Below are 16,944 nucleotides of genomic sequence, written 5' to 3' on the forward strand. Positions count from 1 at the left end.
AATGCGCATGAGTAATACTATATCACGGACATTAATAATTGCGCAAGTACTTTTTTAAAAAAATTCGCAAATTAGCCGATAGTTTTTTATTGAACGCTGGCATGATATAATCTTACGCGAGATTGCAAAATACATATACAACAGAGTTTCGTCATAAGGCGGTGTTAGTATTACAACTCCAGACGATAAGGATAAGACAAACAACAACAAGGATAATATTTATTTATTTCCTAAAATGCTTGATGAATATCAAATTCAATTAACAAGAATGCTGGAAGCCGAACAGTTCGAGGAAGCCAAGCGCCTGCTTCATTTTTTGCTTCAATGCCAAGGCCAGGATGATGTGCACTACTCCGAATGGGAGAGCTTGCTTGAGTGGCTTAATATGGCGTTTCCAGCATATGAGACAGAGGATGCGCTGCAGATGGCGGATCAGGCGGATGACGACCCTTATGGGGAGGAAGAGCGTCTGAGGGCTGAATTGCTGAAGTCAGAGCAGCTGGACGAAGCGTATATGAATCAAATCGTATATATTATTCAAAATCATCCGATGCTGGAGCAGCAGCTGCTGGCGCTGGAACGTGCAGTCTATATGTCCTTGCCGCTTATTGATGACCAGTTGATACAATGGCTGGAGTCTGAGCAAATTCATCCTGTGCTTCAATTCAAAACGCTGCAGTGCTTGAAGCGCAGAGGCGTAGACCGATCGGTTACCCTGGAGCGGATGGGCGAGAAGGTGACGCTTGCTGTTGCGGACACGCCTTTGTCATTGTCCGAGTACCCCGAGCCGATTTCCGCTATTTTGAAAAAAACTGAATCTGTCATCGAGCAGGACGATCCTACGCTGCCTTATTTTGCAATGGAGCTTTGGAAGGACTGCTTGCAATTTCTTTATGGAACGGCTACATACGCTCGAATGGCGGATGAAAAAGTTTTATCCACTCAATGTTTTGCTGCAGCGCTGCATTTGACGTTGTGTTTGACGGTATACGGAAGGGCCAATGATGATGAAATCCGCGATTTGTACGAAATAAATGACAGCTCGAGATTTTGTTATGAACAGGCCTGCAGAGTGCTACGGCAGGTAGCTGTATTGCTTCAAGGCAATGGAGATGAACATCAACCTTGATCTCAATCTTGAAAAGCTAGTACATCTTGATTATAATGGAATGGTTTATAAAACGTGATAACATGCGTAGTATGCGCATTTTTGGAGGGGAAGGCATAAAATGAAAGCAACATGGGAAAAAATAGACAAGAATCTTGTCTCAATCGAGGTTGAGGTAGAAGCAGAGAAAGTTGCTCAAGCACTTGACCAAGCATTTAAAAAAGTAGTTATGAAAGTAAACGTACCTGGATTCCGTAAAGGCAAAGTGCCTCGCGGCATGTTTGAATCGCGTTTTGGTGTAGAAAGCCTGTACCAGGATGCAATTGATATTATGCTTCCTGATGCTTATACACAAGCGATCAAGGAAAACAATCTTGAGCCGGTTGACCGTCCAGAAATCGACGTTAACCAAATTGCAAAAGGCGAGGCTTTCAAATTTACAGCAAAAGTGACTGTAAAGCCTGAAGTTAAACTTGGCGATTACAAAGGTCTTGAAGTTAAAGAAGTTACAGCTGAAGTTTCAGACGAGGAAGTAAATGCTGAGCTTAATAATCTGCAGCAGCGTCATGCTGAGCTTACTGTTATTGAAGAAGGACCAGCAGAAAACGGCGACATTACCGTTATTGATTTTGACGGTTATGTTGACGGCGAGCAATTCGAAGGCGGCTATAGCGAGCGCTATTCTCTAGAGCTTGGCTCGAATTCCTTTATTCCAGGCTTTGAGGATCAAGTTGTTGGCATGCAGCTCGGAGACTATAAAGATGTAGAAGTTACATTCCCAGAGAGCTACCATGCTGAGCAGCTAGCTGGCAAGCCTGCTGTATTCAAAGTTAAACTTCACGAAATCAAACGCAAATCACTTCCAGCATTGGACGATGAGTTTGCAAAAGATGTAAGTGAATTCGATACGCTTGAAGAATACAAAGCTGATTTGAAAGCTAAGCTGCAAGAGCGCAAGGAAAAAGAAGTTGAGCAAGCGCGCGAGGTTGGCGTTGTAGATGCAGCTACTGCTGCATGCGAGGTTGACATTCCAGAAGCTATGATCGTAACAGAAACAGACTACATGCTAAAAGACTTTGAAAACCGTCTTCGCATGCAAGGCATGAATATGGATCTATACTATCAATTCTCTGGCCAAAGCGAGGAAGTATTGCGCGCTCAAATGCGCAATGACGCTGAGAAGCGCGTACGCAACAACCTTGTTTTGGATGCAATTGCCAAAGCCGAAGGCTTTGAAGCGACAGAAGAGGATATTGCTGCTGAGCTTGAAACGTTGTCCAAGTCTTACAGCCGTCCGGTTGAAGAGCTTCGTGACATTTTTGAGAAAAACGGCAATATGGCAAATCTTGAAGAAGATGTTCTTCTTCGTAAAACAATTAAGTTTTTACTAGATAACAGCAAAACAGTTGCCTAACAGATGTAAATAAAATAAAATATTGGCAATACTCAATGTAAGGCGCGTGAATCACGTGCCTTATTTTGACCCTACATAATGGAAGTGCAACTTGAACACTCTTTACTTACGTACATAACATGTAACTGTCGCCGTATACTATACTATTGGAAAATGACATTGATACGCTGGCATGTTACAATAAGGAAGCTACTCAAAGTCGAAAATGAAACGAGGTTGGTCGCATGAATCTGGTACCGATAGTGGTCGAGCAAACAAATCGAGGAGAACGCTCCTATGATATCTACTCACGTTTGCTAAAAGATCGAATTATTTTTCTCGGGAGTGCAATCGACGATGATGTTGCAAACTCAATCATCGCTCAGCTTCTGTTTTTAGCGGCTGACGATCCAGAGAAAGACATTCATCTGTATATTAACTCTCCTGGCGGCTCTGTGACGGCAGGTATGGGCATTTACGATACGATGCAGTTTATTAAGCCAGACGTATCTACGATCTGCATGGGTATGGCAGCAAGTATGGGTTCTTTATTGTTAACGGCAGGCGCCAAAGGTAAGCGATTTGCGCTTCCTAATGCCGAAGTAATGATTCATCAGCCGCTAGGCGGCGTTCGCGGACAAGCGACGGATATTAAGATTCACGCTGATTGGATTTTGAAAACAAAGCAGAAGCTGAATCAAATATATGTTGATCGTACAGGCCAGCCTTATGACAAGATTGACCGCGATACGGATCGCGATTATTTCATGGGAGCCGAGGAAGCTTTGGCTTATGGCTTGATTGACAAAATCATTACATCCTCAGATTTAAAATGAGTGATATAAAGGAGTGAGTACATGTTTAAATTCAACGACGAAAAAGGTCAGTTGAAGTGCTCGTTTTGCGGTAAATCTCAAGATCAGGTTCGCAAGCTGGTTGCTGGCCCTGGTGTCTATATATGCGATGAGTGTATTGAGCTTTGCACGGAAATCGTAGAAGAGGAGCTAGGCAACGAGGAAGAGCTTGATCTGAAGGATATTCCGAAACCAAAGGATATTCGAGCAATTCTTGATTCTTACGTAATCGGACAGGACTTTGCCAAAAAATCTTTGTCTGTTGCGGTGTACAATCATTACAAGCGTATCAATTCCGGCAGCAAAATTGATGATGTAGAGCTGCAGAAAAGTAATATTTTGCTGCTTGGGCCTACAGGCTCAGGTAAAACATTGTTAGCTCAGACGATGGCCAAAATTTTGAATGTGCCTTTTGCTATTGCCGATGCTACTTCTTTGACAGAGGCTGGCTACGTGGGCGAGGACGTTGAAAATATTTTGCTGAAGCTGATCCAAGCTGCGGACTATGATGTGGAAAAGGCTGAGCGCGGCATTATTTATATCGATGAAATTGATAAAGTAGCGCGCAAGTCGGAAAATCCATCTATTACACGAGATGTTTCTGGCGAAGGCGTTCAGCAGGCGCTGCTGAAAATTCTTGAAGGCACGGTTGCTTCAGTTCCTCCGCAAGGCGGACGCAAGCATCCTCATCAGGAGTTTATTCAAATTGACACGACGAATATTTTGTTCATTTGCGGCGGCGCGTTCGACGGGCTGGAGCAGCTGATCAAGCGTCGTATCGGCAAAAAGGTTATCGGCTTCAATTCCAACACAGAGGCACAAAAGGATTTGAAGGCTGGAGAATATTTATCGATGGTTTTACCGGAGGATTTGCTCAAGTTCGGGCTTATTCCAGAGTTTGTTGGCCGCTTGCCGGTTATTTCAACTTTGGAGCCGCTTGATGAGCAGGCGCTCGTTCGTATTTTGACAGAGCCGAAAAATGCGCTGGTGAAGCAGTATCAGAAAATGCTTGAAATGGATAACGTCAAGCTTGAATTCGAGCCTGCTGCGCTGGAGTCGATCGCTGCAGAAGCGATTAAGCGCAATACAGGCGCTCGCGGACTTCGTGCGATAATAGAGGGCATCATGCTTGAGGTAATGTACGAAGCGCCTTCCCGTGAGGAAATGAGCAATTGCGTTATTACGGAGGAAGCTGTTCAGGAGAAGATTAAGCCTGAGTTGACTGCGAAGAAGGATAGCAAAAAGGAAGAAAGCGCCTAATCGACGTTTATTAAGTTAAAGAATTCCACCTGAAGGCAAGCGGTGATCCGCTTGTCTTTATTCTAAAGGCGCATGGCTTATTTGCTTGCATACTCTAGAATTCATGAAGAAATCGTGAAGGGTGGACCCTTTGACGTTCATGGGAGAGATTACTTATGTACTTACGTCAAGATACGGTTGCGGTAAAAGTCGGCAATCTAACGATTGGCGGCTGCAATGAAGTCATTATTCAAAGTATGTGCACGACCAAAACAGCTGATGTCGAAGCGACAGTCAGCGAAATTTTGCGGCTCGAGGAAGCAGGCTGTCAAATTGTTCGCGTAACGGTCAACAATAAGGAAGCTGCTGAAGCTATTAAAGAAATTAAAAAACGCATTCATATTCCCCTTGTAGCTGATATTCACTTTGATTACCGCTTGGCGCTTGCGGCCATCGAGAATGGCATCGATAAAGTTAGAATCAACCCGGGCAATATCGGCCGCCGTGAAAAAGTTGAGGCAGTAGTTAAAGCGTGCAAGGAAAAAAATATTCCTATCCGCATAGGGGTAAACGCCGGATCGCTGGAAAACCATCTGCTTGAAAAGTATGGCTACCCGACAGCTGATGCTATGGTTGAAAGTGCATTATTCCATATCGGTATTTTGGAGGAGCTGGATTTTCATAATATTATTGTGTCTCTTAAGGCTTCAGACGTGCCTATGGCGATTGAAGCTTATTCGAAAGCCGCACAGGTTATCAAATATCCGCTTCATCTCGGCATTACAGAAGCGGGCACGCTTCATTCCGGTACGATCAAAAGCTCAGCAGGCATTGGCGCGCTATTGTCGCTTGGCATAGGCAATACTTTGCGGATTTCACTAAGCGCCGATCCAGTTGAAGAGGTAAAGGTAGCTCGCGAGCTGCTTAAAACATTTGGACTTATAACGAATGCTGCTACATTAGTATCCTGTCCGACCTGCGGCAGGCTCGACATTGATTTATTCTCGATTGCCAATGAGGTCGAAGAGTATATCTCTAATATTAAAGTGCCTATAAAAGTATCTGTGCTTGGCTGTGCAGTTAACGGTCCTGGAGAAGCTAGAGAGGCTGATATCGGCATCGCAGGCGCTCGGGGCGAAGGTATGCTGTTCCGCTACGGAGAGATGATCCGCAAGGTTCCTGAGGCTGAACTGTTAAACGAGCTTAAGAAAGAGATTGACGAGATTGTACGCGTATATGAGGCCACCGGTGAAATTCCAGGGCGCAAGCATCATACTACTGCCTAATGTTTGCTGACAGTTCGGTTGTCTGCCCAGCATGCAGCATCCTTAAAATCACCCGAAAGGGTGATTTTTCTATTTTGACGGCACCAAAGACGATTATTACCACTTTTATGAGGGAATACTGACATTATACGTATTGGCTTATACGAATGGAAGGAGTCGGTATTAATGAACTTTGGTGTTGTGTTAATGATTATTCAAGTGTTTTTTGCAGTCGTTATAGGGCTTTATTTTTGGAACTTGCTGCGTACGCAAAAAACGAATCGATCAGCTGTTGATAAGGAATCACGCAAAGAGATGGAAAAACTGCGCAAGCTGCGTTCCATTTCTTTAACAAAGCCTTTAGCTGAGAAAACAAGGCCGCAATCGCTTAGCGATATCGTTGGCCAGCGTGACGGCTTAAAGGCGCTTAAAGCTGCCTTGTGCAGCGCCAATCCGCAGCATATTATTATTTATGGGCCTCCAGGTGTAGGCAAAACGGCCGCTGCCCGCGTAGTATTGGAAGAGGCTAAGCGAAATGCTGCTTCACCTTTTTTGCCTGATGCGAAATTTACGGAGATCGATGCGACGACAGCACGGTTTGATGAGCGCGGAATCGCTGACCCTTTAATCGGCTCCGTGCACGATCCGATTTATCAAGGCGCAGGCGCAATGGGTGTTGCAGGCATCCCTCAGCCAAAGCCCGGTGCGGTAACGAAAGCTCACGGGGGCATTTTGTTTATTGACGAAATAGGCGAGCTGCATCCGGTGCAAATGAATAAACTGCTGAAGGTGCTTGAGGACAGGAAAGTATTTTTGGAAAGCGCCTACTATAATTCCGAGGATACACATATTCCTCAGTATATCCATGATATATTTCAAAATGGCTTGCCTGCGGATTTCAGACTAGTTGGAGCGACGACTCGTTCGCCGCAAGAAATTCCGCCAGCTATTCGTTCCAGATGCATGGAAATATTTTTTCGCCCGCTGTTGGCAGAGGAAATTGCTCTGGTAGCAGAAAACGCAGTTAAAAAGATTGGCTTTGCCCCTTGTCCTGAAGCGATAGAGGTTGTCACGAGATATGCGACCAATGGACGCGAGGCTGTCAATGTCATTCAGCTGGCAGCAGGAGTTGCGATGTCTGAGAACCGTGATAAAATATTGGCAGCCGACATTGAATGGGTAGTCAATAGCAGCCAAATACCGCCTCGGCCGGATCGCAAGGTGCCTGAGAAGCCGCAAATTGGCTTTGTAAACGGGCTTGCCGTGTATGGGCCGAATATGGGTACGCTGCTTGAAATTGAGGTAAGCGCCATTGCTGTCGCTCCTGGAAAAGGGCAGTATACGATTACAGGTGTTGTCGATGAGGAAGAGCTAGGCGGCGGCGGTTCGAGAACGCTGCGCCGGAAAAGTATGGCGAAGGGCTCAATTGAGAACGTGCTTACGGTATTACGCAGATTTGGGCTTAGTCCGCAAGATTTTGATCTGCATATTAATTTCCCTGGCGGCACGCCAATCGACGGGCCATCGGCTGGCATCGCTATGGCAACAGCTATTACATCAGCGATTAAAGGCTTGCCGATTGACAATAAGCTTGCAATGACAGGCGAGGTTGGGATCCATGGTAATGTGAAGCCGGTGGGCGGAGTTCTGGCCAAGGTGGAAGCAGCCTTTCAAGCCGGAGCCACTCAAGTTGTCATTCCTAAAGAAAATTGGCAAGAGGTATTTGCTGATTTAGAAGGACTTAAGGTAATCGCTGTAGAACGATTGGAAGAAGTGTTTGAGCAAGCATTTCCGCTTGAAAATCTCGTTTCTGAAGAAATGCTGCTGCCAAAAGGGGCAGAATTATTTTCACGTACGAATGTCCCTTATTTGCAGGCAGATCAAGCGGAATGATAAACTATCAGATATAAGACATCAATGGAGGTGCTGGTATGGGCAATAGTAAGGCGAAAAGCCGCAAGCTGCCCTTGCTTCCTTTGCGGGGGCTGCTCGTATATCCCAGCATGGTGCTCCACTTAGACGTGGGAAGGGATAAGTCGGTACGCGCGCTTGAGAAAGCGATGGTTGATGACCATATGATTTTGCTTTGCTCGCAATCTGAGGTCAATATTGAGGAGCCTGCGGAAGCGGATATTTATAAAGTCGGAACGATTGCGAAAATACGGCAAATGCTGAAGCTTCCGAACGGGACGATACGCGTATTGGTTGAAGGAGTCACTCGTGCTGAAATTACGAGCTATTTAAACAATGATCAGTTTTATGAGGTAATGGCGATGGAGCTTCCAGAGCAGGAATCCGATGATCCGGAAGTGTCAGCCTTAATGCGCTCGGTGCTTAGCCAATTTGAGCATTATATTACCTTGTCCAAGAAGGTTACCCCTGAAACCTATGCGGCGGTAGCGGATATTGATGACCCAGGACGTCTAGCGGATGTAGTAACGAGCCATCTGTCGCTTAAGATTAGAGATAAGCAGGATATTTTGGAGCTGGTTGATGTAGGCAGGCGCTTGGAGCGGCTGCTCGATTTGCTGCATAATGAGCGCGAGGTGCTTGAACTGGAGAGGCAGATTAGCCAGCGCGTGAAGAAGCAGATGGAAAAGACGCAGAAGGAATATTATTTGCGCGAGCAGATGAAGGCGATTCAGAAGGAACTGGGCGAAAAGGAAGGCCGAGCAGGGGAAGTGGATGAGCTTAGAGCGCAGCTTGCTGAAGCAGGCATGCCGGAAGCTATTGAGGAGAAAGTAAAAAAAGAAATCGACAGGCTAGAAAAAATGCCTTCGGCATCCGCAGAGGGCGGAATTATCCGCAACTATATTGACTGGCTTTTAGCGATTCCTTGGAAAGAGACGACCGAGGATGATTTGGACCTGGACAGAGCGGAGCAAATATTGAATGATGATCATTTCGGGCTGGATAAGCCGAAGGAGCGTGTGCTGGAGTATTTGGCCGTTCAGAAGCTTGTCCAAAAGCTTAAGGGGCCTATTTTGTGTCTTGTAGGACCTCCCGGTGTCGGAAAAACCTCGCTGGCTCGTTCCATTGCTAAGTCGCTGGGCCGCAAATTTGTTCGAATTTCGCTTGGCGGCGTGCGCGATGAAGCGGAAATCCGCGGACATCGCCGGACCTATGTAGGTGCAATGCCAGGACGGATTATGCAAGGTATGAAAACGGCAGGCAGCTTGAATCCGGTATTTTTGCTGGATGAAATTGATAAAATGGCAATGGATTTCCGCGGCGACCCTGCTTCCGCCCTGCTTGAGGTGCTCGACCCAGAACAAAATCATACGTTCAGCGATCATTATATTGAGGTTCCCTATGATTTGTCGCATGTGATGTTCGTTACTACAGCTAATGCGCTGCATCAAATTCCTAGACCTCTGCTTGACCGTCTAGAGGTTTTGTATATTCCTGGCTATACAGAGCTGGAAAAGCTGGAGATTGGCCGGAAATACTTGCTTCCGAAGCAAATAAAGGAGCATGGCCTGACAGAGGAGCAGCTTACTGTATCACAGGAAGTACTGTTGCAAATTATTCGTAATTATACGCGTGAATCAGGCGTTCGAAATCTGGAGCAGCAAATTGCTGCCGTATGCCGCAAGGCAGCCAAGCTGCTTGTATCGTCCAAAAATGGCGAGCAGAAGGTTGAGGTCACTGAAGTGCTTCTGAAGGAATGGCTTGGTCCAGCTAAATTCCGATTCGGGCTTGCGGAAAGCGAGCATCAAATCGGAGCCGTTACTGGTTTGGCATGGACGGAGGTAGGCGGCGATACGCTAGTCATTGAAGTAACGGTTATGCCGGGCAGCGGCAAGCTGACACTTACCGGCAAGCTGGGCGACGTGATGAAGGAATCTGCGCAGGCAGCCTTCAGCTATATCCGCTCCAAATCCGCAGAGCTGCAAATTGCTCCGGATTTTCATGAGAAGAACGATATTCATATTCATATCCCTGAAGGAGCTATTCCGAAGGATGGCCCTTCAGCAGGCATCACGATGGCAACTGCGCTCATTTCCGCGCTTACTAATCGTTATGTCAATAAGGAAGTAGCGATGACCGGAGAAATTACGTTGCGAGGCCGCGTGCTGCCGATTGGCGGACTTAAGGAAAAATCGCTGGCCGCACACCGTGCGGGCATTAAAAAGGTGCTTCTGCCAAAAGAAAACGAACGGGATTTGTTGGAAATCCCAGAAAGCATTCGTGCCGAGATGGAATTTGTGCCGGTCAGCCATATGGATGAAGTGCTGCAGCATGCTATGATTGCAGCCGAGTAGTTTCGTCAGAAAGCAGGTAAAAAAATGAAAATTTTAGACGCGCAATTTGTAATAAGTGCTGTAAAGCCAGAGCAATACCCGGCAGATGATCTGCCGGAGATTGCCCTGGCTGGGCGCTCTAATGTCGGCAAGTCCTCTTTAATTAACAAAATGATGCTGCGCAAAAATTTGGCTCGCGCAAGCTCGCAGCCGGGCAAAACGCAGCAGCTCAACTATTACCGCATTAATAATATCGTCTATTTGGTTGACTTTCCGGGCTACGGCTACGCTAAAGTGTCCAAGACGCAGCGTGAGAAGTTTGGGCAGATGGTTGAAACGTATATTCGTGAGCGCAAGGAGCTGAAACTGCAGCTGCTTGTCGTTGATGTCCGCCATGAGCCGACCAAGGATGACCAGCTGATGTACGAATGGCTGAAGTATTACGAGGTGCCAACAGTTGTAATTGCCACAAAAGCAGACAAAGTGCCGCGCTCGCGCTGGGATAAGCATATGAAGGCAATTAGAACGACGCTGCAAATGAATGCGGAGGATAAGGTCGTCCTCTTTTCATCAGAAACTGGCCATGGACGCGATGAGCTTTGGGATATCATTAACGAAATTATCGCAACATAGGGTCGTAATCGCATCATATACATCTTAAAAGACGAGGATTCAGCGTAATTTAGCGGCTTCGTTAAAGATTTTTCCGTTTTTTTGTGAAATTTGACTGAATATCGAGAGCGGTTCGCAGGAAATCATCGTACTAATCACGTATAATATTAGTGAGGCTATTTTTAGAAAACGGTATGTTTGCTGTAAAGGGTAACCAAGTTCTTCTGGAATGGCTGATACTGGACCTGATACAGGTTCCAAGAATTGAGGAGATTTTTATGGCTAAACGGCTAGCCACTGAGTATGTAAACGCCAAACTGCAACTAAGTCATGATGAAATGTCCAAGTTTATCCTGTTTATGGAGGAGCAGCAGCTTCAACTGCAAGTGATGGTGCTTGATAACGGGAATCAAGAGCTTGTTCTTCACGATACGGCAGGGAGGGAGGAAGTTCGCCTTTCATTCGAAAGAATGAAGCATGCGTATGTATGCGAGCTTTCATGCCGTCTTGTTAAGCCAAAGCTGACGAATGTGATGCGCAAAGCAGTATCCACATTCAAAGGCAATGCGACAGTAAATCGAATCTACAGTCATTATACGATGATATACCATTATATAAACGGATCTGTTCGCAAAATTATCGAAAGCTCCAGCACTGGAGAACGTATTATTTTTGAACATAAGGATACGGCGGCTCAATTGGAGCGTATTTTCCAGAGCAGGCTTGTGGAGCGTGAAATCAGGCTCGTTCATGCAGCTATCAATGAGCTGCTTGACCTTCGTAATCAGACGAAGCAAAAGACTGAAATTGTGGAAATCGATAATCGATTGGCAGAACTTACAAAAAAATTGTTTGTTTTGGAAGGCTAGCAGAAAAGGACCGCATATTGCGGTCTTTTTTAATTGGGCTAATGAGTACAGTTCGTGTAGGAGTCAAGGTTCATCCGAGTAAGGTGCGAGCAGGTGTCGTAGTTCATCTAAGTGGAATTTTGTCAGGCCGTTGAAAAACGCTAACGGAACTTAGACACGCTATTGTACGGAAATCAGCTTATTCTAAAAATCTAAAGGAACTGAGAAACCTTATTTACTCAAAGTCACTACCTAGACAGGGAAAAGATCACCTATAGCGCTCCACAGTTCCGTTATAGTTTTAAAACACCTTTTTATTACTAAATAGAGCCTCTCAGTTCCGTTACAATTCTAAACAGATGGCATTACGACTTTTGCTCGGTTTTTTAACTACTACAACGAATTGACGGCTTACCCGCTTTAGGTCTGTTATCCGGGCTATTAAGCTGCTGCGGAGCTTTTCCATCAGTCTAAATTTGTGCATCTAGTTCAAGCTTTTTAGGCGGATAAGCTGCTCTAAAGGGAAAACATGTACTTAGTTAAGGAGAATTCCTGAATATTGGCTAAATTTGTTCAATCTAACTACATGAAATCCCTTTAGTAGACGGCTAAGCAAAAAAGAGTGTGTCGATTCATTGTGGATAGGCAATAAGCAATAGAAAAAGCAATAGAAAAAGCAATAGAAAAAGCAATAGACAGAGGTGTCACTGCGATCAAGTTGAAATTCCGACCACTGTTATAGTCCATTTTTCTTGAATATATAACTCCTGTAAAGTATAAAATTGGTCTACAAAGGCGGCCGCTGCCGTTTTCATTTCCAAACTTGCTTTCCGTGCCCCGTTCTTATTACTTAGAGCTCTAAATAGCCGTATGTTCACATATATCGCTAAGCGGGTGGATTCGTTAAAGGTTCAAATCCTAGCTGGTCAGTCGTTCCGTTATTATGCCCAAAATGGCAGTTTCAAGGTAGAAAAGTGACAGACGTTCCGCTATTTATTAAAAAAGCGAAGGAAAACGACTTGATAGAGCTGAATAGCAGAATGTGTGTCCGCGAAAGTGAAAATATGACGGTTTTAAGGCAAATAGCGGAACGTGTGACCATGGCGCTCGCCTCATTATAGGCAACTATATTCGACTGGAGTTCCGAATACTAATTATGTAAATAATTTACGCAATGAACGCTTTTCTGGTGTCAGTTTAAATAATAAAATGCTGTTTTTGGACAAGTATAAAAATTCTTTTTAAAAAACAGTTGCTTTTATTGCGGATAGATGTTATTTTTAATGTCGTTGAAATCTTTACTGTGTGAAACGTATTTCAATAATTAGGAACCAGGATTCACTCAGGACATGGTTAATGTTGCGAGAGATTAATCCCTCGAGAAGTGAATGACGTAGGTCCTAGCGGATGAAATTTTTCAAACATTTTATTCCTAGGAAGGGGGAACCGGAAGATGGAATACTCAACTTTCGGAAGGCACGTTGCTGTTGACGCTTGGGGTGTGGATTTTGATTTGCTGAACAGCGCAGAATTTTTGCAATCTCATATGGTAGAAGCTGCGGAGGCTTGCGGTGCAACCGTATTATCCGTTCAGTCCAAGCAATTTGAACCACAAGGCGCCACAGTGCTAGTGTTGTTGTCGGAAAGTCACCTCTCGATTCATACTTACCCAGAGAGAGGCTTTGCAGCACTTGACTGCTATACCTGCGGTGAAACTGTTGATCCTCAGCTTGCGATCGACTACATGCTATCCGTATTGAAGCCGAAGACGACTCATGCGAAGAAGCTAGTTCGTGGCATGGGCGAGCTGCAAGTAGAAGAACCAAAAATGAAACAAATCGAGCTTGTATAAGTTCTTAAATTAAAATTGCTTGAAGTAACCATGGGTCCAATCCATGGTTATTTCTTTTCTGATAGGGAATAATGAAAATGAATTTTCAAACATTATTCATAAATGAATAAAATGAGAAAGTTAAACTATGCTATACTTATCGTAGCTTGACAACCGTTTGTATAAGGGCAGAAGGAGGCAGGCATTCGCTCATGCACATTATTACTGTAGGACTAAATTATCGCACAGCACCCGTTGAAGTCAGGGAGCAATTTGCTTTTATGGAAAAAGAGCTGCCAACTGCTTTAAAGCAGTTTATGGATACAAAGAGCATCATGGAATGTGTCATTGTGGCGACCTGTAACCGCACTGAATTATACGCAGTTGTGGACAGGCATCATCTATGCGGGCATTATATTCGCAGCTTTATGGAGAACTGGTTTAAACTGCCTAGAGAGCACTTTACTAGCCATTTATATATGTATGAGGATGAGAAAGCAATTGAGCATTTATTCCGGGTTACAAGCGGTCTTGATTCTATGGTTATCGGGGAAACCCAGATTTTGGGCCAGGTCAGGGACGCGTTTTTGCTTGCACAAGCTCAGAAAACTACCGGAACGATATTCAATATGCTGTTTAAGCAAGCTGTGACAATGGCAAAACGTGCTCATTCTGAAACAGCTATAGGAGAAACGGCGGTATCTGTAAGTTATGCCGCAGTTGAGCTGGGCAAACGGATTTTTGGTACTTTTCAGAAAAAGTCCGTTATGATTATTGGAGCTGGCGAGACTGGCGAGCTGACGGCAAAGCATCTATATGCCAATGGCGCTGAGCGGGTTGTTGTCGTAAATCGTACTCGCGAGAGAGCCATATTGCTGGCGGACAAGTTTAATGGAGTTGCCTATTCTATGAGTGAAGCGCTGGACAGGCTTCATGAGGCAGATATTATTATCAGCTCTACTGGAGCGGAAGGTTTTGTGCTTAACCGCGAGCAGGTAACTGCTGCGATGAAGCGCCGCAAATCCAAGCCATTATTTATGATAGATATTGCTGTTCCAAGAGACTTGGATCCGGCAATAGCGGCTGTTGATAATGTATTTTTATATGATATAGATGATTTGGAAGGGATCGTAGAAACAAATCTTGAGCATCGTCGTCAGGAAGCGGTCAAGATTGAAGCGATGATAGAAGAAGAAATTGTATTATTCCATGATTGGTATCGCACGCTTGGCGTTGTTCCGCTTATCCGTGCGCTGCAAACGAAATCCACTGATGTTCATGCCGAAACGATGGGCAGCCTTAGAAATAAATTGCCTGACCTTGATGAGCATGAGTGGAAAGTAATTAGCAAATTAACGAAAAGCATGTTAAATCAAATGATGCAGGATCCGATATTGCGAATTAAAGAGATGGCAGCCGAGAAGCGGGCAGATGAGGCAATGAATACATTTGTGCAATTGTTCGCTCTGGATGATTATTTGGCTAAGGTGCGCGAGGCAGAGCTGCAAGCGGCCGAGCAGGCTGCTGGTGCAAAAACAAAATCCGATACAACTCAATCTGTTGCGGCGCTAGTACGTTCTTAATTAACTCTCATAGCCAGATTCTTTAAACTATAAGAAATGAAGGTTTAACGGAAACGCGCCTCCTTTGTTAAAGAGAAGGACAGCGTAGCCGTTTATCCTTGGGGGCATCTACGGATAAGCATGCTGTAAGGTGGAGGGAGTATGGGATCTGCAAATTGGATGTATGATGCAATGCTTTATGTATATGCCCTGAGCCTTCTGTTCTATTTTTCCGATTTTGTTGATGCTAATCGGAAAGCTAAGCGGATAGGTACAGGGCTCCTTATTTTTGTATGGCTGCTGCAAACCGGCTATTTATTTATTCAGCTGCTGCGGCATGATGAAGCATTACAAATCAATCCATTTGAGTATTCATTAGTTTTTTCATGGTTTCTAGTAACGGTGTCATTAATTATTAATCGGTTTTTTTATATAGATTTAATCGTTTTTTTCGTCAACGCCGTAGGCTTTGCTGTGCTCGCGTTGAACTTTTACAGCAATCCAAGAGGCAGCCAGCGGTTCGAGCTGTGGCAGACAACGAAAGAGATGCTGTATGTACATATCAGTTTAGTGCTTGCCGCATATGCATCTCTGACGATTGGAGCTTTGCTTGCGGGCATGTATATGTTTTTGCATAATCGCTTGAAAAATAAAAAGTGGTCCAAAATGATGCGCCGCTTTCCGAGTCTGGATACGATTGACCGATATATGGAGCGCTCAGTCATTATAGGGGTGCCGCTCCTGACAATGTCGCTGGCCGTTGCGGTTACCTCGCTGCTTGTAGAAGGCCGGGCGATGTATTTGCTTGATTGGAAGGTACTTGCTTCCTTCGCAGGGCTTATCCTTTATGTGCGCTACATTTATTTGCGCGCTGTAAACGCGATGACAGGTCTGCAATTGTCAAAGCTTTTTCTGGTCGGATACGGCTTGCTAATCGTCAATGTAGTAACAGATTCCTTTTCATCGTTCCATTAATTTAAATAGGAGGCAGTTTGTGATGACTAGTGTAGATCATGTACAGCGAGTAATAAAAGTTGGGACTAGACAAAGCTCATTAGCTTTGACGCAAACCGGCCAGGTTATCGATCAGCTGCAGCAAATTTGCGAGCAACACGGCTTAAACTATACGTTCGAAATTCATAAAATTGTAACCAAGGGAGACCGCATCCTCGATGTGACGCTGTCGAAGGTAGGCGGCAAAGGGTTGTTTGTAAAGGAAATTGAACAGGCGCTGCTGGACGGTGTTATTGATTTGGCTGTTCACAGCATGAAGGATATGCCCTATGAGCAGCCTGCAGGCTTAATGAACGGCGCTACTCCCAAACGGCTGTCTGCACAGGATTGCTTGATTATGCGCAAGGGAAGCAGCTTTGCGGACCTGCCGCCAGGAGCAAAAGTCGGAACTAGCAGCTTGAGGCGTTCCTGTCAGCTTAAACATGCAAGACCTGATCTGCAGATCCAATTTATTAGAGGCAATATTGATTCCCGCATACGCAAGCTTGAGACGGAAGGCATGGACGCAATCGTGCTGGCAGCTGCAGGACTGACTCGCATGGGCTGGGAGGATCGTATCTCCGCTTTAATTCCAGAGGATATTTGTGTGCCTGCTGTAGGCCAAGGAGCGCTTGGCATTCAATGCCGTGAAGCCGACGGTGCGATTAGGGACCTTCTGCAGCTTCTCAATGATCCAGACACGGATAGAACGGTTAGAGCTGAGCGCAGCTTCCTGGGAACGATGGAAGGCAGCTGCCAGGTGCCAATCGGCGCTAATGCGGTTTTATTCCCAGACACTTCCGCTGCAAATGCAGCACCGATTATTGAGCTCACAGGTATAGTGGGTTCTGCTGACGGCTCCGTCTTGTTAAAGGAAATTCGTCGCGGGCACGATCCGGAGGCACTTGGCCAAGAGGTCGCGAAATTGTTGCTGGCTAACGGTGCCGACCGCATTCTTGAGCAACTTAAGCACGAATAACCCAGCTATCGTTAGG

The 16,944-nt window shown here is 45.2% G+C and carries 13 protein-coding genes; all 13 read left to right on the top strand.

Going from position 1 to position 16,944, the window contains the following annotated elements:
* The first annotated feature begins 235 nt into the window (after positions 1-235).
* The 13 genes from ACRRU2_RS14730 (at position 236) to hemC (ending at position 16,928) form a co-directional block, all read left to right on the top strand.
* Entirely contained in the window at positions 236-1,129 is an 894-nt protein-coding gene (locus ACRRU2_RS14730; protein ID WP_432502694.1) for a hypothetical protein, read from the top strand.
* 100 nt (positions 1,130-1,229) lie between these two features.
* Positions 1,230-2,522 carry a trigger factor gene (tig, locus tag ACRRU2_RS14735; protein ID WP_432502696.1) on the top strand — a complete coding sequence of 431 codons (1,293 nt, stop codon included), beginning with the start codon at positions 1,230-1,232 and terminating at the stop codon, positions 2,520-2,522.
* Between the two features lie 224 nt (positions 2,523-2,746).
* A complete protein-coding gene (gene clpP / locus ACRRU2_RS14740) occupies positions 2,747-3,337 on the top strand; it encodes an ATP-dependent Clp endopeptidase proteolytic subunit ClpP (RefSeq protein ID WP_331697062.1) in 591 nt (196 codons plus the stop codon).
* Positions 3,338-3,358: 21 nt separating this feature from the next.
* Positions 3,359-4,615 (top strand): ATP-dependent protease ATP-binding subunit ClpX, encoded by a 1,257-nt coding sequence (gene clpX, locus ACRRU2_RS14745; RefSeq protein ID WP_331697061.1) that lies wholly within the window; start codon positions 3,359-3,361, stop codon positions 4,613-4,615.
* Between the two features lie 155 nt (positions 4,616-4,770).
* Positions 4,771-5,880, top strand: a complete 1,110-nt coding sequence (ispG, locus tag ACRRU2_RS14750) for a flavodoxin-dependent (E)-4-hydroxy-3-methylbut-2-enyl-diphosphate synthase (RefSeq protein WP_432502699.1) — start codon at positions 4,771-4,773, stop codon at positions 5,878-5,880.
* A 165-nt stretch (positions 5,881-6,045) separates the two neighbouring features.
* Positions 6,046-7,752 (top strand): ATP-dependent protease LonB, encoded by a 1,707-nt coding sequence (gene lonB / locus ACRRU2_RS14755; protein WP_331697058.1) that lies wholly within the window; start codon positions 6,046-6,048, stop codon positions 7,750-7,752.
* 38 nt (positions 7,753-7,790) lie between these two features.
* Positions 7,791-10,124 (top strand): endopeptidase La, encoded by a 2,334-nt coding sequence (gene lon / locus ACRRU2_RS14760; RefSeq protein ID WP_331697057.1) that lies wholly within the window; start codon positions 7,791-7,793, stop codon positions 10,122-10,124.
* Between the two features lie 24 nt (positions 10,125-10,148).
* Positions 10,149-10,736, top strand: a complete 588-nt coding sequence (yihA, locus tag ACRRU2_RS14765; protein ID WP_331697056.1) for a ribosome biogenesis GTP-binding protein YihA/YsxC — start codon at positions 10,149-10,151, stop codon at positions 10,734-10,736.
* A 257-nt stretch (positions 10,737-10,993) separates the two neighbouring features.
* Positions 10,994-11,584, top strand: coding sequence for a non-ribosomal peptide synthetase module (locus ACRRU2_RS14770; protein ID WP_331697055.1), 591 nt, complete (start codon positions 10,994-10,996; stop codon positions 11,582-11,584).
* Positions 11,585-13,016: 1,432 nt separating this feature from the next.
* Entirely contained in the window at positions 13,017-13,415 is a 399-nt protein-coding gene (speD, locus tag ACRRU2_RS14775; RefSeq protein WP_331697054.1) for an adenosylmethionine decarboxylase, read from the top strand.
* Between the two features lie 191 nt (positions 13,416-13,606).
* Positions 13,607-14,977 (top strand): glutamyl-tRNA reductase, encoded by a 1,371-nt coding sequence (hemA, locus tag ACRRU2_RS14780; protein WP_331697053.1) that lies wholly within the window; start codon positions 13,607-13,609, stop codon positions 14,975-14,977.
* A gap of 141 nt (positions 14,978-15,118) precedes the next feature.
* Positions 15,119-15,931, top strand: coding sequence for a cytochrome c biogenesis protein CcsA (gene ccsA, locus ACRRU2_RS14785; protein ID WP_331697052.1), 813 nt, complete (start codon positions 15,119-15,121; stop codon positions 15,929-15,931).
* Positions 15,932-15,953: 22 nt separating this feature from the next.
* The gene (hemC, locus tag ACRRU2_RS14790; protein WP_432502704.1) at positions 15,954-16,928 is read left to right on the top strand and encodes a hydroxymethylbilane synthase; all 975 of its coding nucleotides are present in this window, start codon (positions 15,954-15,956) and stop codon (positions 16,926-16,928) included.
* The last annotated feature ends 16 nt before the right edge of the window (positions 16,929-16,944 follow it).

The sequence above is a fragment of the Paenibacillus sp. GXUN7292 genome, from assembly GCF_050864975.1.
Lineage (GTDB): Bacteria > Bacillota > Bacilli > Paenibacillales > Paenibacillaceae > Pristimantibacillus.

Excerpts from the sequence above, each read along its gene's own strand:
- ACRRU2_RS14770 (WP_331697055.1), top strand. The coding sequence starts at position 10,994 with ATGGCTAAACGGCTAGCCACTGAGTATGTAAACGCCAAACTGCAACTA.
- yihA (WP_331697056.1), top strand. The coding sequence starts at position 10,149 with ATGAAAATTTTAGACGCGCAATTTGTAATAAGTGCTGTAAAGCCAGAG.
- ACRRU2_RS14730 (WP_432502694.1), top strand. The coding sequence starts at position 236 with ATGCTTGATGAATATCAAATTCAATTAACAAGAATGCTGGAAGCCGAA.
- ccsA (WP_331697052.1), top strand. The coding sequence starts at position 15,119 with ATGGGATCTGCAAATTGGATGTATGATGCAATGCTTTATGTATATGCC.
- lon (WP_331697057.1), top strand. The coding sequence starts at position 7,791 with ATGGGCAATAGTAAGGCGAAAAGCCGCAAGCTGCCCTTGCTTCCTTTG.
- clpP (WP_331697062.1), top strand. The coding sequence starts at position 2,747 with ATGAATCTGGTACCGATAGTGGTCGAGCAAACAAATCGAGGAGAACGC.
- hemC (WP_432502704.1), top strand. The coding sequence starts at position 15,954 with ATGACTAGTGTAGATCATGTACAGCGAGTAATAAAAGTTGGGACTAGA.
- lonB (WP_331697058.1), top strand. The coding sequence starts at position 6,046 with ATGAACTTTGGTGTTGTGTTAATGATTATTCAAGTGTTTTTTGCAGTC.
- clpX (WP_331697061.1), top strand. The coding sequence starts at position 3,359 with ATGTTTAAATTCAACGACGAAAAAGGTCAGTTGAAGTGCTCGTTTTGC.
- speD (WP_331697054.1), top strand. The coding sequence starts at position 13,017 with ATGGAATACTCAACTTTCGGAAGGCACGTTGCTGTTGACGCTTGGGGT.
- tig (WP_432502696.1), top strand. The coding sequence starts at position 1,230 with ATGAAAGCAACATGGGAAAAAATAGACAAGAATCTTGTCTCAATCGAG.
- hemA (WP_331697053.1), top strand. The coding sequence starts at position 13,607 with ATGCACATTATTACTGTAGGACTAAATTATCGCACAGCACCCGTTGAA.
- ispG (WP_432502699.1), top strand. The coding sequence starts at position 4,771 with ATGTACTTACGTCAAGATACGGTTGCGGTAAAAGTCGGCAATCTAACG.